Origin of the sequence: Geodermatophilus sabuli, assembly GCF_900215145.1 — a bacterium.
In the GTDB taxonomy this organism is placed as follows: Bacteria; Actinomycetota; Actinomycetes; order Mycobacteriales; family Geodermatophilaceae; genus Geodermatophilus; species Geodermatophilus sabuli.
The window spans coordinates 186750-209331 of the sequence record NZ_OBDO01000001.1 but is presented as its reverse complement, the minus strand read 5'-3'; the positions used below and the strand labels follow the sequence as shown (position 1 = coordinate 209331).

At 73.9% G+C, this 22582-nt stretch carries 16 protein-coding genes and 1 tRNA gene; 7 read left to right on the top strand and 10 right to left on the bottom strand.

The annotated features are described in order from the left end of the window. Positions 1 to 3 precede the first annotated feature (3 nt). Complete coding sequence (locus tag CRP39_RS01090; RefSeq protein WP_097203628.1) at positions 4 to 3717, bottom strand: nitrate reductase subunit alpha; 3714 nt, start codon at positions 3715 to 3717, stop codon at positions 4 to 6. Positions 3718 to 3935: 218 nt separating this feature from the next. Here CRP39_RS01090 and CRP39_RS01085 point away from each other — a divergent pair, with 218 nt between their 5' ends. Both CRP39_RS01085 and CRP39_RS01080 read left to right on the top strand, forming a co-directional pair. Then, positions 3936 to 4301 carry a cupin domain-containing protein gene (locus CRP39_RS01085; RefSeq protein WP_097203626.1) on the top strand — a complete coding sequence of 122 codons (366 nt, stop codon included), beginning with the start codon at positions 3936 to 3938 and terminating at the stop codon, positions 4299 to 4301. Then, the gene (locus tag CRP39_RS01080; RefSeq protein WP_097203625.1) at positions 4301 to 5314 is read left to right on the top strand and encodes an NADPH:quinone reductase; all 1014 of its coding nucleotides are present in this window, start codon (positions 4301 to 4303) and stop codon (positions 5312 to 5314) included. Before CRP39_RS01085 ends, CRP39_RS01080 begins: the two co-directional genes overlap by 1 nt. Before the next feature lie 94 nt (positions 5315 to 5408). Here CRP39_RS01080 and CRP39_RS01075 read toward each other — a convergent pair whose 3' ends face one another. From CRP39_RS01075 to CRP39_RS01065, 3 genes are read right to left on the bottom strand one after another with little or no spacing between them, the layout of a single operon-like run. Then, on the bottom strand, positions 5409 to 6563 hold the full coding sequence (locus tag CRP39_RS01075; protein WP_097203623.1) for an acyl-CoA dehydrogenase family protein: 1155 nt from the start codon (positions 6561 to 6563) through the stop codon (positions 5409 to 5411). A 6-nt stretch (positions 6564 to 6569) separates the two neighbouring features. Next, complete coding sequence (locus CRP39_RS01070; protein WP_097205015.1) at positions 6570 to 8579, bottom strand: acetyl/propionyl/methylcrotonyl-CoA carboxylase subunit alpha; 2010 nt, start codon at positions 8577 to 8579, stop codon at positions 6570 to 6572. 14 nt (positions 8580 to 8593) lie between these two features. After that, on the bottom strand, positions 8594 to 10207 hold the full coding sequence (locus CRP39_RS01065) for a carboxyl transferase domain-containing protein (protein ID WP_097203621.1): 1614 nt from the start codon (positions 10205 to 10207) through the stop codon (positions 8594 to 8596). A gap of 134 nt (positions 10208 to 10341) precedes the next feature. Between CRP39_RS01065 and CRP39_RS01060 the strand changes: the two genes are divergently transcribed. Next, positions 10342 to 10935, top strand: a complete 594-nt coding sequence (locus CRP39_RS01060) for an SACE_7040 family transcriptional regulator (RefSeq protein ID WP_097203620.1) — start codon at positions 10342 to 10344, stop codon at positions 10933 to 10935. A gap of 46 nt (positions 10936 to 10981) precedes the next feature. On the opposite strand, the gene CRP39_RS01055 is transcribed toward CRP39_RS01060, so the two are convergent. Beyond that, positions 10982 to 12772, bottom strand: coding sequence for a hypothetical protein (locus tag CRP39_RS01055; RefSeq protein ID WP_097203618.1), 1791 nt, complete (start codon positions 12770 to 12772; stop codon positions 10982 to 10984). 143 nt (positions 12773 to 12915) lie between these two features. After that, on the bottom strand, positions 12916 to 14130 hold the full coding sequence (locus tag CRP39_RS01050; RefSeq protein WP_097203616.1) for a hypothetical protein: 1215 nt from the start codon (positions 14128 to 14130) through the stop codon (positions 12916 to 12918). 150 nt (positions 14131 to 14280) lie between these two features. Between CRP39_RS01050 and orn the strand changes: the two genes are divergently transcribed. Together orn and CRP39_RS01040 are read left to right on the top strand one after the other, a co-directional pair. Further along, positions 14281 to 14955 carry an oligoribonuclease gene (orn, locus tag CRP39_RS01045; RefSeq protein WP_097203615.1) on the top strand — a complete coding sequence of 225 codons (675 nt, stop codon included), beginning with the start codon at positions 14281 to 14283 and terminating at the stop codon, positions 14953 to 14955. A gap of 68 nt (positions 14956 to 15023) precedes the next feature. Further along, a tRNA-His gene (locus tag CRP39_RS01040) sits at positions 15024 to 15099 on the top strand. A gap of 649 nt (positions 15100 to 15748) precedes the next feature. On the opposite strand, the gene CRP39_RS26570 is transcribed toward CRP39_RS01040, so the two are convergent. Further along, positions 15749 to 15907 (bottom strand): hypothetical protein, encoded by a 159-nt coding sequence (locus CRP39_RS26570; protein WP_172442225.1) that lies wholly within the window; start codon positions 15905 to 15907, stop codon positions 15749 to 15751. Positions 15908 to 16191: 284 nt separating this feature from the next. On the opposite strand from CRP39_RS26570, the gene CRP39_RS01030 reads away from it, so the two are divergent. Next, a complete protein-coding gene (locus tag CRP39_RS01030) occupies positions 16192 to 16776 on the top strand; it encodes a site-specific integrase (RefSeq protein ID WP_172442223.1) in 585 nt (194 codons plus the stop codon). A 446-nt stretch (positions 16777 to 17222) separates the two neighbouring features. On the opposite strand, the gene CRP39_RS01025 is transcribed toward CRP39_RS01030, so the two are convergent. Further along, complete coding sequence (locus CRP39_RS01025; RefSeq protein WP_097203610.1) at positions 17223 to 17552, bottom strand: hypothetical protein; 330 nt, start codon at positions 17550 to 17552, stop codon at positions 17223 to 17225. 117 nt (positions 17553 to 17669) lie between these two features. Between CRP39_RS01025 and CRP39_RS01020 the strand changes: the two genes are divergently transcribed. Continuing rightward, positions 17670 to 18320 carry a response regulator gene (locus CRP39_RS01020; RefSeq protein ID WP_097203608.1) on the top strand — a complete coding sequence of 217 codons (651 nt, stop codon included), beginning with the start codon at positions 17670 to 17672 and terminating at the stop codon, positions 18318 to 18320. An 89-nt stretch (positions 18321 to 18409) separates the two neighbouring features. Here CRP39_RS01020 and CRP39_RS26565 read toward each other — a convergent pair whose 3' ends face one another. Together CRP39_RS26565 and CRP39_RS01010 are read right to left on the bottom strand one after the other, a co-directional pair. After that, positions 18410 to 19810, bottom strand: coding sequence for a winged helix-turn-helix domain-containing protein (locus tag CRP39_RS26565; protein WP_097203607.1), 1401 nt, complete (start codon positions 19808 to 19810; stop codon positions 18410 to 18412). A gap of 380 nt (positions 19811 to 20190) precedes the next feature. Further along, the gene (locus tag CRP39_RS01010; protein WP_172442221.1) at positions 20191 to 21780 is read right to left on the bottom strand and encodes a CYTH and CHAD domain-containing protein; all 1590 of its coding nucleotides are present in this window, start codon (positions 21778 to 21780) and stop codon (positions 20191 to 20193) included. Between the last annotated feature and the right edge of the window lie 802 nt (positions 21781 to 22582).

Sequence of the window (22582 nt, the reverse complement as noted above, 5' to 3'; positions counted from 1 at the left end):
GCATCAGTAGGTCACCTCCTGGCTGCGGCGGCGGATGACAGTCACCTCGTCGCGTTGGTTGCCGGTGGGGCCCAGGTAGTTGAAGGCGAACGACAACTGCGCGTAGCCACCGATCAGGTGCGTGGGCTTGAGGAAGAGCCGGGTGCCGGAGTTGTGGATGCCGCCGCGCCTCCCGGTCGTCTCCGACCTCGGGACGTCGATCAGCCGGTCCTGCGCGTGGTACATGTAGACGGTGCCCTCGGGCATCCGGGTGGACACGATCGCCCGCGCGACGATGACGCCGTTGCGGTTGACCGCCTCGATCCAGTCGTTGTCCCGGACGCCGACCTTGGCCGCGTCCGCGTTGCTCATCCAGATCGTCGGGCCACCGCGCGACAGCGAGAGCATGAACAGGTTGTCCTGGTACTCCGAGTGGATCGACCACTTGTTGTGCGGCGTCAGGTAGCGGACGGCGACGCCGAGCCCGGTGACCTCCCCGACCTGCGGCTCGCCGTAGAGCGCCGTCATGTCCAGCGGGGGACGGAACACCGGCAGGTTCTCCCCGGCCTCGGTCATCCAGTCGTGGTCGAGGAAGAAGTGCATCCGCCCGGTCAGCGTGTGCCAGGGCTTGAGCCGCTCGACGTTGATCGTGAACGGCGAGTACCGCCGTCCACCGTGCTCGCTGCCCGACCACTCCGGTGAGGTGATCACCGGCGTGGGTCGCGCCTGGGTGTCGCTGAAGGTGATCAGCTTGCCCTCGTGCTCGGCGGCGAGGTCGGCCATCCGGGTGCCGGTGCGCTCCTCGGCGTCGTGGAAGCCCTGGGTGGCCAGGCGCCCGTTCGTCGTCCCGGAGATCGCGAGGATCGTCTCGCACCAGTGCACGTCCCGGGCCAGGGCCGGCTGCCCCGCGGCGACGCCCTCGCGGACGACACCGTTCTTGTGCCGGAGGTATTCCACCTCCTCGTCCGGCTTCGTCCGCACGCCCTTGACCTGCAGGCCGAGCTGCTCCACCAGCGGCCCGAGGGCGGCCCACTTCTGCGCGACCGCGCCGTAGTCACGCTCCTGGACGACGAACTTCGGCATCGTCTTCCCGGGCACCGGGTCGCACTCCCCGGCCTTCCAGTCACGCACGACGCCGCGCGGGTTGGCCGTCTCGTCCGGGGTGTCGTGCAGCAGCGGCAGGGCCATGAGGTCCTTGCGGACGCCGAGATGCGCCGCTGCCAGTCGGCTGAACGCCGTCGCGATCGTGCCGAAGGCGTCGAAGTCCGTACGGGTCTCCCACGGCGGCGCGATGGCCGGGTTGAACGAGTGCACGTACGGGTGCATGTCGGTGGTGTTGAGGTCGTGCTTCTCGTACCAGGTCGCCGCGGGCAGCGTGATGTCGGAGAAGACCGTCGTGCTGGTCATCCGGAAGTCCAGGGCCAGGAGCAGGTCGAGCTTCCCGCGCGGGGCCTCGTCCCTCCAGACCAGGTCAGTGGGCCGGGCGTCGGGGGCGGCCTCGGTGGCGCGGAGGTTCGAGTCGGTGCCGAGCAGGTGCTCGAGGAAGTACTCGTTGCCCTTCGCCGAGGAGCCGAGCAGGTTGGCCCGCCACACCGTGAGCACGCGGGGGCAGTTCTCCGGGGCATCGGGGTCCTCGCAGGCGAACCGCAACCGACCCGCCCGGAGTTCGTCGACGACGTACTCCCCCGGCTCCTTGCCCGCCGCCGCCGCGTCGTCGGCGAGGTCCAGGGGATTCCGGTCGAACGTCGGGTAGGACGGCATCCAGCCCATGCGGGCCGACTGCGCCAGCACGTCGGCCGGCGTCATCCCGGCGAACCGCCCCTCGCCCAGCGGGGAGGCGAACGAGTCCAGCGTCGTGCGGTCGTAGCGCCACTGGTCGGTGTGCAGGTACCAGTAGGCGGTCTGGATCATCTGCCGCGGCGGGCGCGCCCAGTCCAGCGCCGAGGCCAGCGTCATCCAGCCGGTGACCGGCCGGCACTTCTCCTGGCCCACGTAGTGCGCCCATCCGCCGCCGTTGACCCCCTGGCACCCGGTGAGCGTCGTCAGGGTCAGGAAGGCGCGGTAGATCGTGTCGGAGTGGTACCAGTGGTTGGTCCCGGCGCCCATGATGATCATCGAACGGCCGCCGGAATCCTCGGCGTTCTGCGCGAACTCCCGCCCGATCCGCGCCGCGGCGGCAGCCGGCACGCCGGTGAACTGTTCCTGCCAGGCCGGGGTGCAGGGCTGTGACGCGTCGTCCGGCCCGGTCGGCCACTCCCCCGGCAGCCCGGTGCGGCCGACGCCGAACTGGGCGAGCAGCAGGTCGTAGACCGTCGTCACCAGGTGCTTGCCGATCCGACGCACCGGCACGCCGCGACGCATCGCGGCGCCCTCACCGCCGGTGGTGTCGAAGCGGGCGAGGTCCACCGGGGCGTTCTCGGCACCGGCGCGGTAGAGCGACAGGAGCGGGTCCACCCCGCCCAGGTGGAGGTTCCAGCGCCCCTTGCCCGCCTCGCCGAACCGGAAGCCGAGGGAACCGTTGGGCACGTGCGGCCGGTCGGTCGCTGCGTCGATCAGCACGGTCTTGAACTCCGCGCCCTCCTCGACGTCCCCCAGGTCCGCGGCGGTGAGGAACTTGCCCGGCACGAAGCCGTCGCCGCGCGGGGTCAGCGTGAGCAGGAACGGCAGGTCGGTGTAGGTCTTGACGTACTCGGTGAACCGGGGCACCTGCCGGTCGACGAAGAACTCCCTGAGGACGACGTGCCCCATGGCCATCGCCAGCGCACCGTCGGTGCCCGGGTGCGGAGACAGCCAGTCGTCGGCGAACTTGGTGGCGTCGGAGTAGTCCGGGCTCATCACGACGACCTTCTGGCCGCGGTAGCGGGCCTCGGTCATCCAGTGCGCGTCGGGCGTGCGGGTCACCGGGACGTTGGAGCCCCACAGGACGAGGTACGACGCGTCCCACCAGTCGCCGGACTCCGGCACGTCGGTCTGGTCGCCGAACACCTGCGGGGAGGCGACGGGGAGGTCGGCGTACCAGTCGTAGAACGACAGCATCGGTGCGCCGATGAGCGACATGAACCGCGCCCCGGCCGCGTGCGACACCATCGACATCGCCGGGATCGGGGAGAAGCCGGCGACGCGGTCGGGCCCGTACTCCTTGATTGTGTGCACGTGGGCAGCGGCGATCATCTCGGTCGCCTCGTCCCACGACGCGCGGACCAACCCGCCCTTGCCGCGCTGCGACTTGTACCGGCGGGCCTTCTCGGGGTCGGACACGACGTCGGCCCACGCGAGGACCGGGTCCCCGAGCCGCCGCCGGGCCTCGCGGTACATCTCCAGCAGCGAACCGCGGACGTAGGGGTACCGCACCCGGGTCGGCGAGTACGTGTACCAGGAGAAGGCGGCTCCGCGCGGGCAGCCGCGGGGCTCGTACTCCGGGCGGTCCGGGCCCGTGGACGGGTAGTCGGTCTGCTGCGACTCCCAGGTGATGATCCCGTCCTTGACGTAGACCTTCCACGAGCACGACCCGGTGCAGTTGACCCCGTGGGTGGAGCGGACGACCTTGTCGTGGGCCCACCGGTCCCGGTAGAAGCTGTCCGCGTCACGCCCGCCGATCTGGTGCAGGGAGCGCAGGTCGGCGCTGACCTCACCCTTGCGGAAGAAGCGGGAGGTCCGGACGAGCGCCTCGGACACCGCGCTGTCGAACCCGGCGGCCCCGCCGGCCGTCCCTGCGTCGTCCTGCCGCGTGCCGGTCACAGCCCCGCCCCTCCGGGCGGCCGCGACGCGTCGACGCGGGCGCCCATCGCTGCTGGTCCTGGGCCGAGCGTGACACAGATCACCGGGAGCCGCCTCCCCCCGCAACCCCCGGGTGCAGGTGCGGTCGCCAGCGGGACGGCACAGCGGCACGATGGGGCCTCGGTCGTCGGCCCGCCCGGCGGCTGCCCGCGACACCGACCACCGGAGGCCGAACACCGATGGACCCCGCCGCCACGCACGAGACCCCGGCGCCCGTCGACCTGGAGGGACTCGCCGACGAGCTGCTGGCGCGGGCCCGCAGCGAGCACTCGGGCCGGGCGGCGCGCACCCTGCCGCACCCGGTCGACGGACTCCGCCAGACCCTGATCGCGCTGGAGGACGGAGCGGACCTCGCCGATCACGAGAGCCCCGGCCCGGCGAGCCTGATGGTCCTGCGTGGGCGCGCGCGGCTGATCGCCGGCGAGGAGAGCATCGAGGTGGGTCCGCACCAGATCAGCCCCATCCCGAACCGCCGGCACAGCCTGCACGCCGACGAGGACTCCGTCGTCCTGCTGAGCGTCGCCACCGCACACCGGGGCCAGTGATGCGCGCCGTCGTCTACACGCGCAACGGCGACCCCGCCGTCCTGCACCTGGGCGAACGCCCCACGCCCGAGCCCGGCCCCGGTGAGGTGCGTGTGCGCCTGGCCTTCGCCGGGGTGAACCCGACCGACTGGAAGTCCCGCCGCAACACCCCACCGGGCCCCGGCGGCCAGGTGCCGGGCCAGGACGGGGCCGGCACCGTCGAGGTCGTCGGTCAGGGCGTCGACCCCGCGCTGGTCGGCGAGCGGGTGTGGGTGTGGGAGGCGGCGTGGCAGCGCCCGCACGGGACGGCGGCCGAGTACACCGTCGTCCCGGCCCGGCAGACCGTGCTGCTCGGCGCCGAGCCCTCCCTCCAGCTCGGCGCCGCGCTGGGCATCCCGTTCCTCACCGCGCACCGCTGCCTGACCCTCGGGGAGTCGGTGCCCGACCGGCTGGGCCCCGGCACCCTGGACGGCCGCACCGTCCTCGTGCAGGGCGGCGCCGGCGCGGTCGGCAACGCGGCCATCCAGCTGGCCCGCTGGTCCGACGCCACGGTCATCACCACCGTGAGCAGCCCGCAGAAGGCCCAGCTGGCCGCGGCCGCCGGCGCCTCGCACGTCGTCGACTACACCCGGCAGGACGTCGTGACGGAGGTCGGCAAGATCGTCCCGGACGGCGTCGACGCGATCGTGGAGGTGTCCGCCGCCCGCAACGCCACGGTGGACGCCCAGGTGATCGGCCGGCACGGCGCCGTGGCGATGTACGCCGACGACGGCGGCGCCGAGGTGACCGTCCCGGTGCGCGCGCAGATGGTCGCCAACGCCCGCTGGCAGTTCGTCTTCGTCTACACCGAGCCGCGGCGGGCCAAGGAGATCGCCGTCGAGGACGTCAACGCCGCCGTCCTGGACGGCGCGATCGGGGTCGGTGAGGACGCCGGGCTGCCGCTGCACGTGTTCCCGCTGGCCGAGACCGCGCAGGCGCACCGGGCGGTGGAGGAGGGCGCCGTCGGGAAGGTGCTCGTCGACGTCACCGCCTGAGTCGGCCGCCCCCCTTCGTCGAGATCGGCGATCTCGCACGGCTCCAGGCTCCGGAGTGTGCGAGATCGCGCGATCTCGACGGGAGCGACAACGCTCAGCCGACGCCGAGGTCGCGCGCGATGAGCATCCGCTGCACCTCGCTGGTTCCCTCGCCGATCTCGAGGATCTTCGCGTCGCGGTAGAAGCGGCCCACGGGGAACTCGTTCATGAAGCCGTAGCCGCCGTGCACCTGGGTGGCGTAGCGGGCGTTGTCCATCGCGATCTCGGAGCTGTACAGCTTGGCGATCGACGCCTCGCGCTTGAACGGCTCGCCGCGGAGCATCTTCTCCGCCGCCCGGTAGTACGCCAGCCGCGCGGTGGAGGCCCGCACCTCCATGTCGGCGATCATGAACTGGATGGCCTGGTTGCGACCGATCGGCTGGCCGAACGCCTCCCGCTCCGCGGCGTACTTCACCGACTCGTCCACGCACCCCTGTGCCAGCCCGACGGCCAGCGCGGAGATGGCGATCCGCCCCTCGTCGAGGATCGACAGGAACTGCGCGTAGCCGCGTCCCCGCTCCCCGACCAGGTTCTCCTCGGGCACCCGGCAGTCGCTGAACGACAGCTCCCGGGTGTCCGAGGCGTTCCACCCGACCTTCGAGTACCGCTGGCCGACGGCGAACCCCGGCGTCCCCGACGGGATCGCGATCGCGGAGATCTCCTTGCCGCCGTCCGGCCGCGTACCGGTGACCGCGGTGACCGTCACCAGGTCGGTCAGCTCCGTCCCGGCGTTGGTGATGAACGCCTTGGAGCCGTTCACCACCCAGTGCCCGTCCTCCAGGCGCGCCGTGGTGCGGGTCGCGCCGGCGTCCGAGCCGCCGCCGGGCTCGGTGAGGCCGAACGCGCCCAGGGCCTCCCCGGCGCACAACCGGGGCAGCCAGCGCTGCTTCTGCTCCTCGGTACCGAACCGGTAGATCGGCATCGCGCCCAGCGAGACGCCGGCCTCCAGCGTGATCGCCATCGAGGAGTCGACCCGCGCGAGCTCCTCGAGCGCCACGCACAGGGTGAAGTAGGTGCCGCCGGAACCGCCGTACTCCTCGGGGAACGGCAGGCCGAACAGTCCCAGCTCCCCCATCTGCCGCACGATCGCGGTGGGGAACTCGTCGCGCTCGTAGAACTCCCCGATCTGCGGGGCGATCACCTCCTGCGCGAACTCCCGCACCACCTTGCGCAGTGCCTCGGTCTCCTCGTCGAGCCGGTAGTCCAGCACCTCGGGTCACTCCCCCTCGTCGGTGGCCGGTGGGGTCACCACGGCCACCCGCTCGTCGAGCCGGACCTGTTGGCCGGCCGTCACGCCGAGCTCGGTGACCGTCCCCGCGACGGGGGCGGTCAGCACGTGCTCCATCTTCATCGCCTCGACGACCAGCAGCGGGGTCCCCGCCTGCACCTGGTCGCCGACGGACACCTGCACCACCGTCACCGTGCCGGGCATCGGCGCGGTGACGACGCCGCCGCCGGCGGCCCCCTCCGTCGCCGAGTGCAGCCGCTCGTGCTCGCGGAACGCGGTCACCCGGCCGTTCGCGGCCAGCCAGACGTCGCCCCCGGTGTGGACGACGGCGAACCGGGAGGTGACGCCGTCGAGGGTCACGACCAGCTCGTCGCCGTCGCGCACCGCCGAGGCCGGCACCGGGTCGTCGTCGGCCACGCGCACCTGCGCCGCCGCCGCCCGGCCGCGCACGCGCACGGTCACCGGGTCGCCGCCGGAGGCCTGCAGCCGGCGCACCGTCCACGCCGGCTCGCCGAGCCGCCAGCCGTCGGGGACGTCCCAGCGGTCGACGACGGGCCCGGCCGGCTCGGCCTCGACCAGCAGGGCCAGCGCGGCGGCCGCGTAGACCGCCGGCGGCACCGGCTCGGGGGCGGTCAGCGCCTCCCCGCGCCGCTCGATGAGGCCGGTGTCCAGCCGGCCGGCGACCACGTCGGGGTCGGTGAGCAGCGCCCGCAGGAACGCGGTGTTGGTCGGCACGCCGAGGACGGCGGTGTGCCCGAGCGCGCCGACCAGCCGGGCGCGGGCGGTCGCCCGGTCCGGGCCCCATGCGACGACCTTGGCCAGCATGGGGTCGTAGTCGGTGCCGACGACCGAGCCGACCGCCAGCGAGCTGTCCAGCCGGATGCCCGCGCCGGTGGGCTCCCGCAGGCCGAGCACGGTGCCGGTCTGCGGGAGGAAACCGCGGGTCGGGTCCTCGGCGTAGAGCCGGGCCTCGATGGCGTGGCCGTCCAGCCGGACGTCGTCCTGGCCGAACGGCAGCGCCTCCCCGGCCGCCACCCGGACCTGGAGCTCGACCAGGTCCAGGCCGGTGACGCACTCGGTGACCGGGTGCTCCACCTGCAGCCGGGTGTTCATCTCGAGGAAGAAGAAGTCGAGGTCGCCTCCCCGCCCACCCGACTGCGCGTCGACGATGAACTCCACCGTGCCGGCGCCGGTGTAGCCCACCGCGCGAGCGGCCTCGACCGCGGCGGCGCCCATGGCCGCCCGCTGCCCGTCGTCCAGCAGCGGCGACGGCGCCTCCTCGATGACCTTCTGGTGCCGGCGCTGCAGGCTGCACTCGCGCTCACCCAGGTGGACGACGGTGCCGTGCGCGTCGCCGAGCACCTGCACCTCGATGTGGCGGGCGGAGCCGATGTAGCGCTCGACGAGCAGCGTGTCGTCGCCGAAGGACCCCCGCGCCTCCCGCCGTGCGGCCGCAATCGCGTCGGGCAGCTCGGCCGCCGACCGCACCACCCGCATGCCCTTGCCGCCACCGCCGGCGCTGGGCTTGAGCAGCACCGGGAAGCCGGCCTCGACCGCCGCGGCGGCGACCGTGGCGTCGTCCATGCCCGGCTCGGTCCGCCCGGGCACGACCGGCACCCCCGCGGCCATGACGGTCCGCTTCGCCCGGATCTTGTCGCCCATGGCCTCGATGGCGGCGATCGGCGGGCCGACGAAGACGATCGCCGCCTTCTCGCAGGCCCGGGCGAACTCGACGTTCTCGGACAGGAACCCGTACCCGGGATGGACCGCCTGCGCCCCGGTGCGGACGGCGGCGTCGAGCACCCGCTCGATGGACAGGTAGCTGTCGACGGCGGGCGCCGGGCCGATGGGGACGGCGACGTCGGCGACCCGGGTGTGCAGCGCCCCGGCGTCGGCTGCGCTGTAGACGGCGACGGAGCGGATGCCCATCGACCGCAGCGTGCGGATGACCCGGACGGCGATCTCGCCGCGGTTGGCGACGAGCACGGTGTCGAACACGGTGGGACCTCCGGTCACATCCGGAAGACGCCGTAGCCGACGTCCTCCAACGGGGCGTTGGCGCAGGCGGACAGCGCCAGGCCCAGCACGGTGCGGGTGTCGGCGGGGTCGATGACGCCGTCGTCCCACAGCCGGGCGGTGGCGTAGTAGGGGTGCCCCTGGTGCTCGTACCGTTCCCGGATCGGCGCCTTGAACGCCTCCTCCTCCTCGGCCGGCCACTCCTGCCCGCGGGCCTCCAGGCCGTCGCGGCGCACCTGGGCCAGCACCGACGCCGCCTGCTCCCCGCCCATCACCGAGATGCGGGCGTTGGGCCAGGTGAAGAGGAACCGGGGCGAGTAGGCCCGGCCGCACATCGAGTAGTTGCCGGCGCCGAACGAGCCGCCGATGACGACGGTCAGCTTGGGCACCCGGGCGCAGGCCACGGCGGTGACCATCTTCGCGCCGTGCTTGGCGATCCCCCCGGCCTCGTAGTCGCGGCCGACCATGAACCCGGAGATGTTCTGCAGGAACAGCAGCGGGATGCTGCGCCGGTCGCACAGCTCGATGAAGTGGGCGCCCTTGAGTGCGGACTCGGCGAACAGGACGCCGTTGTTGGCGATGATCCCGACCGGGTGGCCGTGCAGCCGCGCGAAGCCGGTGACCAGCGTCTGCCCGTAGAGCGGCTTGAACGCGGCGAACCGGCTGCCGTCGACCAGCCGGGCGATGACCTCGTGGACGTCGTAGGGGGTGCGCGGATCCGGCGGCACCACCTCGTACACCGACTCCGGCGGGTACAGCGGCTCCTCGGCCGGCTCGACGTCCCACGGCCGAGGGCTGCGCGGTCCGAGGGTGCCGACGATCTGCCGGACCAGCTGCAGCGCGTGCGCGTCGTCCTCCGCCAGGTGGTCGGTGACCCCGCTGACCCGGCTGTGCAGGTCTCCCCCGCCGAGCTCCTCGGCGGTGACCACCTCGCCGGTCGCCGCCTTCACCAGCGGCGGGCCACCGAGGAAGATCGTGCCCTGCTCCCGGACGATCACCGCCTCGTCACTCATCGCCGGAACGTAGGCGCCCCCGGCGGTGCACGAGCCGAGGACGGCGGCGATCTGCGGGATGCCGGCCTTGGACATCGTGGCCTGGTTGTAGAAGATCCGGCCGAAGTGCTCGCGGTCGGGGAACACCTCGTCCTGCATCGGCAGGAACGCACCACCCGAATCCACCAGGTACACGCACGGCAGCCGGTTGTGCAGCGCCACCTCCTGTGCGCGCAGGTGCTTCTTCACCGTCATCGGGTAGTAGGTGCCGCCCTTGACGGTGGCGTCGTTGGCGACCACCACGCACTCGCGGCCGGAGACCCGCCCGACGCCGGTGATGATCCCCGCGGCCGGGGCGTCCCCGCCGTAGAGACCGTGCGCGGCCAGCGGGGACAACTCCAGGAACGGGCTGCCCGGGTCGAGCAGGGCGTCGACCCGCTCCCGGGGCAGCAGCTTCCCGCGCTCGACGTGCCGCTGCCGGGCCCGCTCGCCCCCGCCCTCGGCCACCCGGCGCAGCTGCGCGGCCAGGTCGGCGGCGAGGCCGGCGTGGGCGTCGGCGTAGCGCCGCGCGGCATCCGCGTCGGAGGTCGATGTGCGGGCCAGCACGGGCGCATCCACGGTGCGGGATGTTAACGACGGTTCACGTCCCGGGTCAACGCGCGTTAGCATCCCCGCGTGACCGAGCTCGCGAGGGCACCCGGAGACACGGCACCGCCGGTCACGAGGCCGACGAGCGCCAGCGAGGAGGCCGCATGACCGACGTCGACACCGCGCTGCACACCGACGCCGCGCGGCCCTCGCGTCGCGAGCAGATCCTCCGGGCGGCCGCGCAGCTGTTCGCCGAGCGCGGGTCGCGGGCGGTCGGTGTGGACGACGTCGGCGCGGCCGTGGGGGTGACGGGGCCGGCCATCTACCGGCACTTCGCCAGCAAGGACGCGATGCTCGCCGAGATGCTGCTGCGGATCAGCGAGCGGCTGCTCGCCGGCGGCGTCGAGCGGGTGGCCGCCGCCGGGGATGACCCGCTCGCCCAGCTGCGCACGCTGATCGCCTTCCAGGTGGACTTCGCCCTCGACAACCCCGCGCTCATCACCGTCCACGACCGCGACCTCGGCTCCCTGCCCGACGGCGACGCGGCGCAGGTGCGCCGGCTGCAGCGCCGCTACGTCGAGGTGTGGGTCGGCGTCCTGGGCCGGCTGCACCCGTCGGCCGACGACGCGACCAGCCGGGCGCGGGCACACGCGGTGTTCGGGTTGATCAACTCCACGCCGCACAGCGCCGGCCGGCTGCCGCGCGCGCAGATGGCCGGACTGCTCGCCGCGATGGCCGAGGCCGCCGCGACCAGCTGAGGACCTCCGCGATGATCATGCCCCTGATCGTGGCCGGGACGGGGCCTCAGTCGGCGGCGGACTCCGGCATCGGGAGCACGAGCGCCGTCGACGCGAGCACGTCGAGGTCGGCGGTGCTGCCGGTGGCACCGGGCGCCGCCCAGGCGGTCTCCACGATGGTCACCGTGCTGCCGGAGACGGCGCTGGCGTACTCGGCCCCGCTGAGCCCGTCGGGACCGCCGTCGTAGCGCACCCCCTCACGCAGCAGGTCGCTGACGTTGCCGCTGCCGTTGCGGTCGGTGAGCGCGCGCAGGGCCCGCGCTCCCGCGGTGTCACCCATGTCGACCGTGACGACCGAGACGACGACCGGGCGGCCGCCGGTCTCGGTGGAGTACAGGGCCCGGGCCAGGCCGGTGCAGTCGGTGTCGGCGAAGAAGTCGGCGACCGTGCCGTAGGCGTTGCCCACGCAGGTGGCGTCGACCCGGACCTCCTCGACGACGAAGGTGTTGCCGTCGACCACCTCGCGGTCACCCGGCTCGGGGCCGGTCGCGACGTCGGGCTCGGCCGTGTTGCCGGCCTCCGAGGGCACGGCGCCGGAGGCGGCAGGGGTCTCGTCGTCGCCGAACAGCAGCGCCGCACCGATCCCCAGGACGGCGACGAGCGCCAGCGCCACGGCGACGAGCAGCGCCGCCCGCCGCGACGACGACGGGCGCGTCCGGGCCGCGACGAGCGGCACGCCGTCGGGCAGGGGCCCCCGGACCGCGGGCGGCGGGTCCGTGACCGGAGGAGGGGACGGCTGCGCCGGGGCGGCCGACGCCGGCGGGGCGTCCTCCCGCTCCGCGCCGGCGAACAGGCCGCCGATGCCGCCGGTCTCGTCGGCGGTGACACCCACCGTCGGCCCGACGAGGGTGTCCTTCGGGCCGCCGGGCGGGCTCTCCGCGGGACCCGGCGTCGAGACGAGGGCCTGGGCGACCGCGGCGTCCCGCGCCTCGGCCGCGCGGGCCGCGGCCTCCTCGTCGGCACGGATGGCGGCGGCCGCGACCGCCGCGGCCGCCGCCGGGTCCACCAGTGGACGGGCGGGCGCCTGCCAGGGCGTGGCGGCGGCGTGCGGTGGGGAGTGGTCCGGCGCCGGAGCCGTCGCCGGGGCCGCGAACCGGGGGGCCGCCGCCATCGCGGCCGGGGCCAGCAGCTCGGGGGTGCGCAGGACGTACGGCGAGTACGGGAAGCCCTCACCGTTGAGCTCCTGGACCGACGGGCCGCGGCCGGCCAGGCCCAGCGCCTCCAGCGCGGCCCGCACGTCGGCCGTCGTCCACAACCGGGGGTTGTCCACCCCCGTGTAGCGCGCGCTGCGGGCGATGCCGAGCAGCAGTGACCGTGGCTCCAGGAGGGCGACCTGGTCGCCCTCCCCGAGGTCGCCGTCGGCGGGGACCAGCCCGGCGAGCTCCCCGACGAGCACGGTCAGCCGGGCGATGCGACCGGGCTCGAGGCCCGCGCGGCGCAGCCGGACGGCGGCGTCCATGCCCGCCCGCATGAGGCCGTCGAGCGGGCTGGAGCCGCCGCCGGCGAGCTGGAGGACGTCACCGGGGCGCCCCGCCTCGGGGCCGATGGTCCAGGCGCCTTCGGCGGACGCGGTGACGACGCCGCTCTGGCGGACCACCTCGACCACGCGGACGACGGCCAGCCCCTCGGGCACGAACAGGACGGCGTCGGAGAGCCGGCGCTCCATCGGCCCGTCGACCACCGGGATCGAGGCCATGACCGCGCCGCGGACCGCCCCACCGGTGTCCCAGCGGCGCAGTTCCTCGAACAGCGCGCGCTCACCCGCCGTCTGCAGCGGCAGGGGGGTGAGGGGCAGCACGTCGTCCTCCGGGCGGGTCGGGTCGGGATGGGGGCGGCGCGCATCGGCGCTGGTCGCCCGCGGCGAACGGGGCGAGGCGGAACCCGCTCCCGGCAGAGTCGTTATGTAGACGTTACGTCATGTGACGGGACGAGCCGCAGCGCTCAGGGGGTCGGCGCGCCGCCGGACCGGCCGGCCGGGACCGCCAGCCCCGGCTCCACCGGCTGTGCCCAGGCGGTCAGCCAGCGGCTGCGGGCCACGAGGTCCACCGCGGTCCAGAGGCCGGTGAAGGCGGCTCCGACCAGCAGCACCGACCACCACGTCCAGTTCCACGGGGGCAGGAACCCGATGGCGTCCTGCAGCGCCCCGGCGGCGTAGAAGACGGCGGTGACCACCGGCGCGGCGAGCCACCCGGGAACCCGCCAGGTCACCGCCAGGTCGACGGCCACCGCGCCCACGACGAGCACGAGCGGGAGCACCGACGGCGGGAAGTCCATCGCGACCAAGCCGAGCCACATGACCGCGCGGTAGGCCAGGTAGGTGCCGGCGACGACGGTGGCGGTCCACCGAAGGCCGACGAGCTTCCGGGCCACCACGAGGGCCAGCAGGCCGGCGCAGAGCATCCACGCCGGGTGCACCCACGAGGGCACCGGCAGCATGAACATCGCCGGCGTCTGGCCCTGTGAGGCGGCGAAGTCCAGCAGCTGCGGCTCGGCCGTCGTCCGGCCGGCGTCGTAGGCCTCCAGCGAGAGGACGCCGTACTCCTGGTGCTGGTTGGGGAACACGACGTTCTCGACGAAGAACAGCCACAGGCCCAGCGCGACGAGGTCGCGGACCCGGCCCGGCGCGGCGTACAGCCACCAGCCGCGGATCGCGCCGGCCAGCATGATCGCCGTTCCGATGTAGAGCAGCGCGTGGCTGGGGCTCCAGCTGGTGATGTCCAGACCGTTGATGCGGTGGTTGAGGATGTCGATCGGGATGGCGACCAGGAAGGTGGCGATGCCCACCTGCATGAGCCGCAGCGCGCGGCGGTCGACGCCGTAGCCGCTGTAGCTGTGGAACACCACGAGCGCCACGACGACGGCGGTGCCCGCGGAGTTGAGCAGGTGCGGCGGGGCCAGGTCGTCGCGCAGCCACCGGAAGTGCCAGGAGACGTCCCACGAGGAGCCGAGCATCTTCAGGAGGAAGGCACCGAGCCAGGCGGTGTAGATCCACCGCAGCTCCTCCTGCGAGGTCGGCCGGCCCGGGCGCCCGGGGGTCAGGTACGCCGGCCACAGCCAGCGCAGGGCGGCGATCGGGTGGCGCAGCGCGGCGGGCAGTGATCCCGGCGCCGGCGGAACCGGTCGCTCGGTCGCGACGGGTGCTGAGGCAGCGGGCACGGCGGTTGCTCCTGGGCTCGGGACGGGACCCGACCGAGCCTAGTGGCGGACACCCCCGATCCCCGCCCCTCGAGTGGCGCCGGTGTGCCGCATGCGGTAGACGGCATGCACGCGGGCGGCCGTGGCGGGCGGGACGTAGGGTCGTGCGACGTGGCGGAGAGTGCGGGACACCTGGTCTGGATCGACTGCGAGATGACCGGGTTGGACCTGACCCGGGACAAGCTCATCGAGGTCGCGGTCCTCGTCACCGACTCCGAGCTCAACGTGCTGGACCCGGGGCTGGACCTGGTGATCTCGGCACCCGACGCCGACCTGGACGGCATGGCCGACGTCGTCACCGAGATGCACGCGAAGTCCGGCCTCACCGACGCCGTCCGGGCCACGACGCTCACCGTCGCCGAGGCCGAGCAGCAGCTGCTGGCCTACGTGAAGCGCTTCGTCCCCGAGCGGCGCACCGCGCCGCTGTGCGGGAACTCGATCGGCACCGACCGCGGCTTCCTCGCCCGCGACATGCCGGAGCTCGACGACCACCTGCACTACCGGATGATCGACGTCTCGTCGATCAAGGAGCTGGCCCGCCGCTGGTTCCCCCGGGTGTACTTCGCCCAGCCGCAGAAGGGGCTGGCCCACCGCGCGCTGGCCGACATCATCGAGTCCGTGCGTGAGCTGGCCTACTACCGCAGGACCCTGTTCGTCGACGGCCCCGGTCCCTCGACGTCCGAGGCGCAGGCGGCCTCCGCGGAGGTCACCGAGGCCTTCGCCGCCGTCTTCGCGGTCGAGGAGGCCGGCGAGGCGGGCGCGCCACCCACCGCGTCGGGGATCTGAGCCGCCCGGTATCGTGGTCCCGGTTCCCCGGCCGCCCCGCTCTCGCCAGCGGCCGGCCGGGTGACGTGGTGGGTGTAGCTCAGCTGGTAGAGCACCAGGTTGTGATCCTGGGTGTCGCGGGTTCGAGCCCCGTCACTCACCCCACGCGGAGAGGCCCTGGTCAGGCGACTGACCAGGGCCTCCACCGTCTCCGAAGCCGTCGGCGACGGCAGTCGGGACCCCGCTGCCCCCTCGATGAGGGGGCAATCTGGGGGGCACTTCAGGGGCAGTGGCGGGGCGACTGACTAGCGGATCCCGCTGCGCACCGTGCGGCCGGTCAACCGACCGCTCACCGCACGGAGAACGTCACGATGGCCCTCAAGCCCCCCAGCATGTGGATCGAGAAGCGCGGCCGCCAGCACCGCGTGTACTGGCGCAACACGCCCGGCAGCGGCCTGCCCGCCCGCTCCTACTACGGCCGCCTGTACACGCGGGGCCAGGCCGACGACTTCATCAGCATGGCCGCGCACCTCGGCCCGGAGACGGCCTGCCAGGTGATGGACGCCCCCGACCTGGCCTCCCGGCGGACGCTTCTCGCGTCGGTGCTCGCCGAGCGGGGCCTCCCGACCTCCCGACCGGCCGCGAGGGCGGCGGCGGCCCCGCTGCAGCCCACGCCGGGGCTGACGTCGGCGGCGACCCCGACCACCGGCGTGGCGGACGACCGGCTGACCGGGGTGTCGTTCCGCGAGCTGTGGACGAGGTTCCTGGAGCGGCACCGCCACATCCGAAAGGGGACCCGGACGCTGTACGAGAGCTACGGGAAGTACCACCTGCTGCCGTTCTTCGGCGACACGGACATCGCGCTGATCCAGCGCACCCGGCCGCTGCGGTCCGCCGACGCGCTCCCCGGCGCGCTGTACGTGGAGGACGACTGGCTGAAGAAGATGGAGGCCACGCCGAAGCGGGACAACATGGGTCGCCTCCGGCCCGGGACGCTGATCAGCTACGACTTCATCGGCAACGTGCTCACCGTGCTGGGCCAGTGCTTCGACATGGCGATCCGGGAGCGGCCGCCGCTGCTGGACCTCAACCCGGCCACCGGGATCCGGCTGCCCAAGCAGGACCGGCGGGAGATGTTCTTCCTGAACGACGCCGCGGCCTACGCCGCGCTGCGGTGTGCCATGCACGCGCACTTCCGACCGCTGCTGGACTTCCTGGTGGGCACCGGCGCCCTACGGCGAGGCGGCTGGCCTGCTCGTGCGCCACCTGCACCTCGACGCCGACCGTCCCTACGTCGACATCCGGCTGGCGCTGAAGTGGCGCGGTCGGAAGTGGACGCTCGGGCGGCCGAAGACGCGGTCCTCGATCCGCCGCATCCTGCTGCCGGCCAAGCTGGTGCAGGTGCTGCGTCCGCTCGTCGAGGGCAAGGGGTCGGAGGACTACGTGTTCAACATGGTCGAGGGCAGGCCCGGCGACCCGCTGCACCACGGCAACTTCCACAAGCGGTACTGGACGGAGGCCGTGGCCGCCGCCGGCGTCGGCGTGCCGACGGCGATCCGCATCCACGATCTGAGGCACACGCACGCCGCCTGGCTGCTGTGCGCCGGCGAGGCGCCGATCGTGGTCGCCAAGCGGCTCGGGCACAGCTCGACCACCACCACGCAGGACGTCTACGGGCACATCACCACCGAGTCCGACGACCGGGCCACCACCATCGTCGACGGACTCCTGCCCGACGTGCTGGCCCGCGATGAACAGGGGGCCACGGTCGTGACGCTCACCCCGGCGGAGGAGCAGATGCCCGAGTTCGACATCGACGACGCGGACGACCTCGCCGCCTGACATCCCACGGTGCGCCCCCGGTCTCACGGCCGGGGGCGCTCCGGCGTGTTGGAGAAGGTCCAGCCGCCACAGCTCCCATCCCCCCAGGCACACGGACCTCACGCAGCCCACCGGGCAGCCCCGACCGGGCGACAGCGTGGCCCGCCGGTCAGGCACACCTCGTTGCGTGCCGATGAGCCGTGCATGAGCGCGCCGCGACTCAGGCTGCGTTGCCCTTTCCGATGATCAGCTTCATGGCCTCTCGAGCCGTCGCCAGCGCCATCTGGGTGGGAGCTCCACCCCGGACTGTCGCCCTTCCACACCGTGATCATCCGGTAGGTCGGCGACAGGATCGGCAAACGGCGATCAGCCATCTGGCCGACGGGCTCGGCCGGCGCCGCCTGGCATGACCGCATCGGGGTGGCGGGACCAGTATCGCTACGCAAGAGACAACTGGGAGCCGCGGACTAGGTCAGGCCGATGGTGGCCCACTTGTCCACCAACTCGGTGCTGATGAGCTCCGGTGCGCCCAGCGACGGGATGTCCAGGGTGGCGCATGCGGCCGCCTTTGCCTGACGCGACGTCATGAGCTCGGGCAACATCCGGCCGATCTCCAGGATGTCCGCCGCGGTGAACCACACCCCCCGCTGCTGCTTCGCGTGGGGGTCACCGCTGCGCTGGTGCGGGACGCACCGGGCAGTGACCCACCTCTTCAGCCAGGTCTCGGGGATGTCCAGCTTCTCTGCCGGCTCGCGGCGCTTGTAGCAGCGGACGATGGCGAGCTGCTCTTCGTTCACCCTGTGATCCGTCCGGGGGGCTCACTCGCACGGCAGTCACCGCCGGATGTGGTCCGGGTCCGTCCGACGGTGGAGACAGACCGTCGAGGCGGCGACGGTGGGGAAAGGTGGGGCGAGATGAGCGACGGCCACGCACCGACAAGGGTTTTCCTGCTCGATGACCACGAGGTCACCCGCCGCGGCATCGCCGGAGTACTGACGGAGGCCGGCGACCTCACCGTGGTCGGCGAGGCCAGCACTGCGACCGGCGCCCTGGCCCGGGTACCCGCGGTGCGCCCGGACGTCGGGATCTTCGGGCTGAGTCTGCCTGACGGGGACGGCGTGACCGTTTGCCGGGAGCTGCGCGCCCGCCTGCCCGAGCTGCAGGTGGTCATCCTGATCGGCTACGACGACGAAGGGCTGATGGACGCGGTCCTCGCCGGGGTGTCGGCCTACCTGCACAAGGACGTGCCGGGCGCGGACCTGGTCCGCGCGGTGCGCACCGTCGCCGCAGGCGGTGAGCTGCTGGACCCAGCCGCGGTCACCGCGGCACAAGAGCGCAGCACCGCCACGACGGACCCGACCCGACTGCTCGCCGCACTCACACCCCAGAAGCGGGCTGTCTTCGAGCTGCTGGGTGAGGGTCTGTCCAACCGGGAGATCGGCGCCCGGCTGCGTCTGACAGAGAAGACGGTGAAGAACTACGTCACCCGACTCCTGGGCAAGCTGGGCATGCAGCGGCGCACCCAGGTCACCATCCTCGCCGTCCAGCTGCGGGCTGATCTGTGACCGAGCCAGCAGGTCTGGTCGCCATTGCTCGCATGCCCTGCACCTCCATCTCGGCGGAGTGCCGGCTGCTCGATGAGGCGGTGTCCCCGCTACAGCAACCCCAGCTCGCGGGCGCGGCCGATGATGCCCTCCCGATCCGGGGAGGTCAGCTTGCGCTGCAACGTCCGGACGTGGCCCCGCACCGTGTTGGTCGACAGGGCCAGCGCGGTGGCAATCCGCGACGTCGAGTCCCCCCCGGCGAGCCGGTGGAGGACCTCGCGTTCGCGCGGGCTCAGGTCCGGGACGGCGACCTGGGCCCCCGGCCGTGCACGAGGGCCGCGCCCGTCGGGGTGGGCGCGCGGCGGCGCTGTGGGGACGGCCAGCATCACGCCGTCGTTCAGGGGCCCGGTGGCGGCGTACCAGTCGGCGCTCTGCCGGCGCAGGACGGCGGCCAGCGCGGGGTCCTCGTGGTCGAGCTGGGCTGCGAGCAGGGTGCGCAGCAGGCCGGGGATCCGGTAGCCGCCGGGCGCGCCGGCGTCGGCTTCGACGAACGCGTGTGCACGGGCCAACGCGGCCAGCGGCCGGTCGGGCGCGGGGACACCGGTGAGCCGCGCGACCAGGTCGGGCCACAGGTGGTCGCTCACCGAGACGCGCAGCAGGAAGCGCCGCAGCGGCGGAGGCTGCGCGGCCAGCACCGTCGCCGCGAGGTGGTGGACCGGGGCGGTGTCGGTGGCGGCGAGGTCGGCCAGCAGCCGCTCGGCGGGGACGCCGCGGGCGAGCTCGGCCGCGGCGAGGACCAGGGCGGTCGGTGAGCCGTCGGTGGCCGCGGTCAGCTCCTCGGCGGCACCGGCGGACACCGGCGTGCCCAGCCGGCTCAACAGCTCCCGGGTCTCCGGTGGGCGGAAGGCCAGCTGGTCGCCGCGGATCTGGGCCAGCGCACCGGACCTCCGAGAGGGGCCGAGCAGCTGCAGCGGATCGGCCGACGCGGTCAGCACCATTCGCAGGCGGTCTGCGGACCGCCCCAGCAGCCGGTGCACACCGTCGACGAGCTCGCCGTGCAGGTGGTCGGCCTTGTCGAGCACCAGCACCACCGGCGTGGGCGCGGCGGCAAGCGCGGCGGCGAGGCGGTCGACGAGGTCACCCGGCAGTGGCTCGCCGGGCACCGGTCGCGGCACGCCCGGGAGCGGCAGCCCGGCGCCGGCCAGGGAGCTGAGGGCGGCGGTCCAGAACTCGGCCACGTCGACGTCGTCGCGGCCCAGTCGGACCCACGCGACCGCGGTCGAGGCGGCCGCCCGGCCGGCCCAGGTGGCCACCAGCACGGTCTTGCCCGAGCCGGGCGGCCCGCTCACCAGCGTCATCGGCGCACGCTCGACGGCCCGGGACAGCGCGGTCAGCAGCCGCGGCCGGGGCAGCGGCCGGCCAGCGGGAACGGACTCGGTGAGCCTGCCGCGCCGCCGCGCATCCGGTCGCAGCGCGGCCGGTGAAGCCAGCTCCGATGACCGGTCGGACATGACGGCCTCTTCGGTCTGTCGTCGGTTTGGCTACCCGCTTGGCCTGCAGTTGCCCGATGTCAGAGGGTGCTCCGGACCGGACCGCAGCGCAACGGAACTCCCCGTTGCCCCGCCTGCGGCGCCCCGACGCGACGAGGCTGGTGCGCTTGTGGCCTGGCGCTCACACCGGGGTGCGTGGGGCGGGGATGGCGCCGGAGGGCCAGGGAAGCGCCGGAGAGCCGGCGTCGATGCGGGCCCAGAGGTGCTTGCGGTCCCCGTTCACCGTCCAGCCGTGTGCGGCGGACAGGGCAGCGACCAGGGAGAGTCCCAGGCCACCGGTGGCCGGGTCCCGGCCGTGGGCGGCTATCGGGGGGCTCTCGGCTGCGTGGGGGTGCGGGGAGTCATCGCAGCCAGCGGTGCAGCGACTTGCGCCCGGCCGCCTTCCAGGCGTTGTCGAAGTGCTGCTGGGACTGCTCCGCTCGCGCCTCCTCGAGCGCGTGCAGGCGCCCGTAGAGAAAGGCGGCACGGGTGCTCGAGGTGGTCAGGGCCAGGTCGCGCAGCCGTTCCCGGGTGAGGACGGAGTCCTGGTGCTCCCCCAGCGCCTCCTGGACCGCCTCCATCGCCTGCGCGAACGCGGTGGCGTCGGCGCCGAAGACCCGGCTGACCGACTCCCCGGCGTAGCGGGCGGCCTTCGCGGCCTTGCGGGCGTCGTGCAGCAGCTCCTCCCGCTCGGCGCCGGCGGGCCGGGCGGCGGCGTCCTCGACGAGGCGGCGCACGCGGGCGTAGCTGCGGGCCACCAGCCGCGGCAGCACCTTCCCGGCGCGGGCCGCGGCGCGTCCGGTGAACGGCGGCGAGGCGACCAGTTCGTCGAGGCTGGTCAGGAGGTGGTGGTAGCGGTCGCCGTCCAGCTCGGCGAGCACCCGGTCGTGGGCGCCGCGGTAGGCCTCGCCCAGCTCCGCGCCGGCGACCTCGCCGGTCGGGCCGGGCTCGACGACCGTGGTCTCCGCCGCGACGGCCCGGCTGACCCGGTCGCGCATCACCTCGGCGTCCCGGGCCGCGCCCAGCTCGCCGGCCAACCACTTGAGCTCCCCGCGCAGCGGTCGCACCACGTCGGCGGCGAACAGCGGCTTGAACGTGGTCAGGGCGCTGCGCAGCCGCCGGGTGGCCACGCGCATCTTGTGGACGGCGTCCGGGGCGTCCAGGCGCACCGGCAGGTCCTGCGACCGCATCTGCTCCACCTGCTCGCGGACGTGGGTGAGGACCACGTCCCCCGCCGCCGACCTGGTCGTGAGCTTGGCCGCCTGCCGTTCGGCCGGCCGGATGCGCTCGTTCCCGTCCAGCACCTGCGCGAGCGCCGCGGAGGACGCGGCCACACGCAGCCCCCGTGCCCGCAGGCCGGTGTCGACGGCGTCGAGGAGTTCGGTGCGGCCGCCGACCAGTTCCACCTCGATCTCGCGCCAGGACGTGGCGGCGCCGGCCGCGTCCCCGCCGCCGTCGGTGGGCAGCAGCCGGCGCGCCTCGACGCGGTCGTCGGCGACCTCGGCCAGCACCTGCCCGGTCGCGTCGACCAGCCGGCGCACCGTCCGGTCGGTGACGCTCGAAGCGACCGGTCGCAGCGGCGCGCCTCTGCTGTGGGCCCAGACCAGGTTCCGCAGCGCCTCGGGCACGGTCCGAGTGGCGCGGCCCAGCGGCAGGCGCACCCCCGAGCGCGCCCCGGTCCCCGCGGGGACGTCGAGCTGCCACCCGGCGTCGTCGCCGCCGGTGCGCCGGCGCAGGGTCAGGCCCGCCGCCGCCAGACGGCGGTCCGCGGTGTCGAACCAGGTCGCCTCCAGCCGCTGGCTTCCCGCCTCGCCCTCGGCGACGGGAGCTCCCGGCTCGATCGCCGCGTCGTGGGCCTCCGTGGGCCCGGCCACCAGTTCCGCCAGGCGCGGCAGCTCGAACGACTCGTCCGCGGCGTACCTCTTCTCGACTGCCACATGGACGGCATCCATCCTGGAGGTGTACCAGGCCGGAGCGTCTCTGAGGCCGCGTCCGATCGCGGCCGGTGGTGACCGCATCGCGGTCCTCCGCGTCGGGTGAGGCGCGTCCCGCCGCAGGAGCGAAGCATGTGGCCGGACGTCGTCGGCCGGCGCGGCCGTCCGACCGGAGAGCGAGGAGGGCCGAGCGTGGCGTCAGCGACGTCGCGGGCGCAGCCCGCAGGCGGGAGGGTGGCGCGACCCACGCCACCGTGCACCTGGACCTGCAGACCGGTCGTGTGACCGCGACCGGGCCGGCATAGTGCGAGGGGTCGTCCCTGCCGGCCGGTCGCAGTCCCGATCGGGGGGGCAGATTGGGGGGCAACAGGCCGCTCAGGACCGCTGTAGACCGCTCGGGACCGCTCTACGACGTCCGAGGGCGCGCGTAGCCTGCGCATCCACCGGGCCACCAGGCCCGGGACTGGCCTCACTCGCGGGTTCGAGCCCCGTCACTCACCCCACGCAGGAGGCCCTGGTCAGTCCGCTGACCAGGGCCTCCCTGCGTTCCGGCGGGCGACTGCGCGAGGACAACGCGCAGGACCTGCTGGGCACGCTGTCGCTGGTGCGCCGCCGACTCGCCACACCCAGGGGCCGTCCTGGCGATCGCGGGACCGACTGTGCCGTGTCCCGGACTTCCCCCGCACCGCAGGGCTCAGGTGAGGCCGACGGTCCACCGGCGCGGGTGTGCTCCTGTGCTGTGCTGGCCGTAGCCAGCCGGCGCGCCATGGAGCGGAAGCGGGTCAGGCCCCGCGCGTGGAAGCTCCCGCACGTGGGGTCG

Excerpts from the sequence above, each read along its gene's own strand:
- CRP39_RS01085 (WP_097203626.1), top strand. The coding sequence starts at position 3,936 with ATGGACCCCGCCGCCACGCACGAGACCCCGGCGCCCGTCGACCTGGAG.
- CRP39_RS01080 (WP_097203625.1), top strand. The coding sequence starts at position 4,301 with ATGCGCGCCGTCGTCTACACGCGCAACGGCGACCCCGCCGTCCTGCAC.
- CRP39_RS01060 (WP_097203620.1), top strand. The coding sequence starts at position 10,342 with ATGACCGACGTCGACACCGCGCTGCACACCGACGCCGCGCGGCCCTCG.
- CRP39_RS26570 (WP_172442225.1), bottom strand. The coding sequence starts at position 15,907 with ATGTTGTCCCGCTTCGGCGTGGCCTCCATCTTCTTCAGCCAGTCGTCC.
- CRP39_RS01020 (WP_097203608.1), top strand. The coding sequence starts at position 17,670 with ATGAGCGACGGCCACGCACCGACAAGGGTTTTCCTGCTCGATGACCAC.
- CRP39_RS26565 (WP_097203607.1), bottom strand. The coding sequence starts at position 19,810 with ATGTCCGACCGGTCATCGGAGCTGGCTTCACCGGCCGCGCTGCGACCG.
- CRP39_RS01010 (WP_172442221.1), bottom strand. The coding sequence starts at position 21,780 with ATGGATGCCGTCCATGTGGCAGTCGAGAAGAGGTACGCCGCGGACGAG.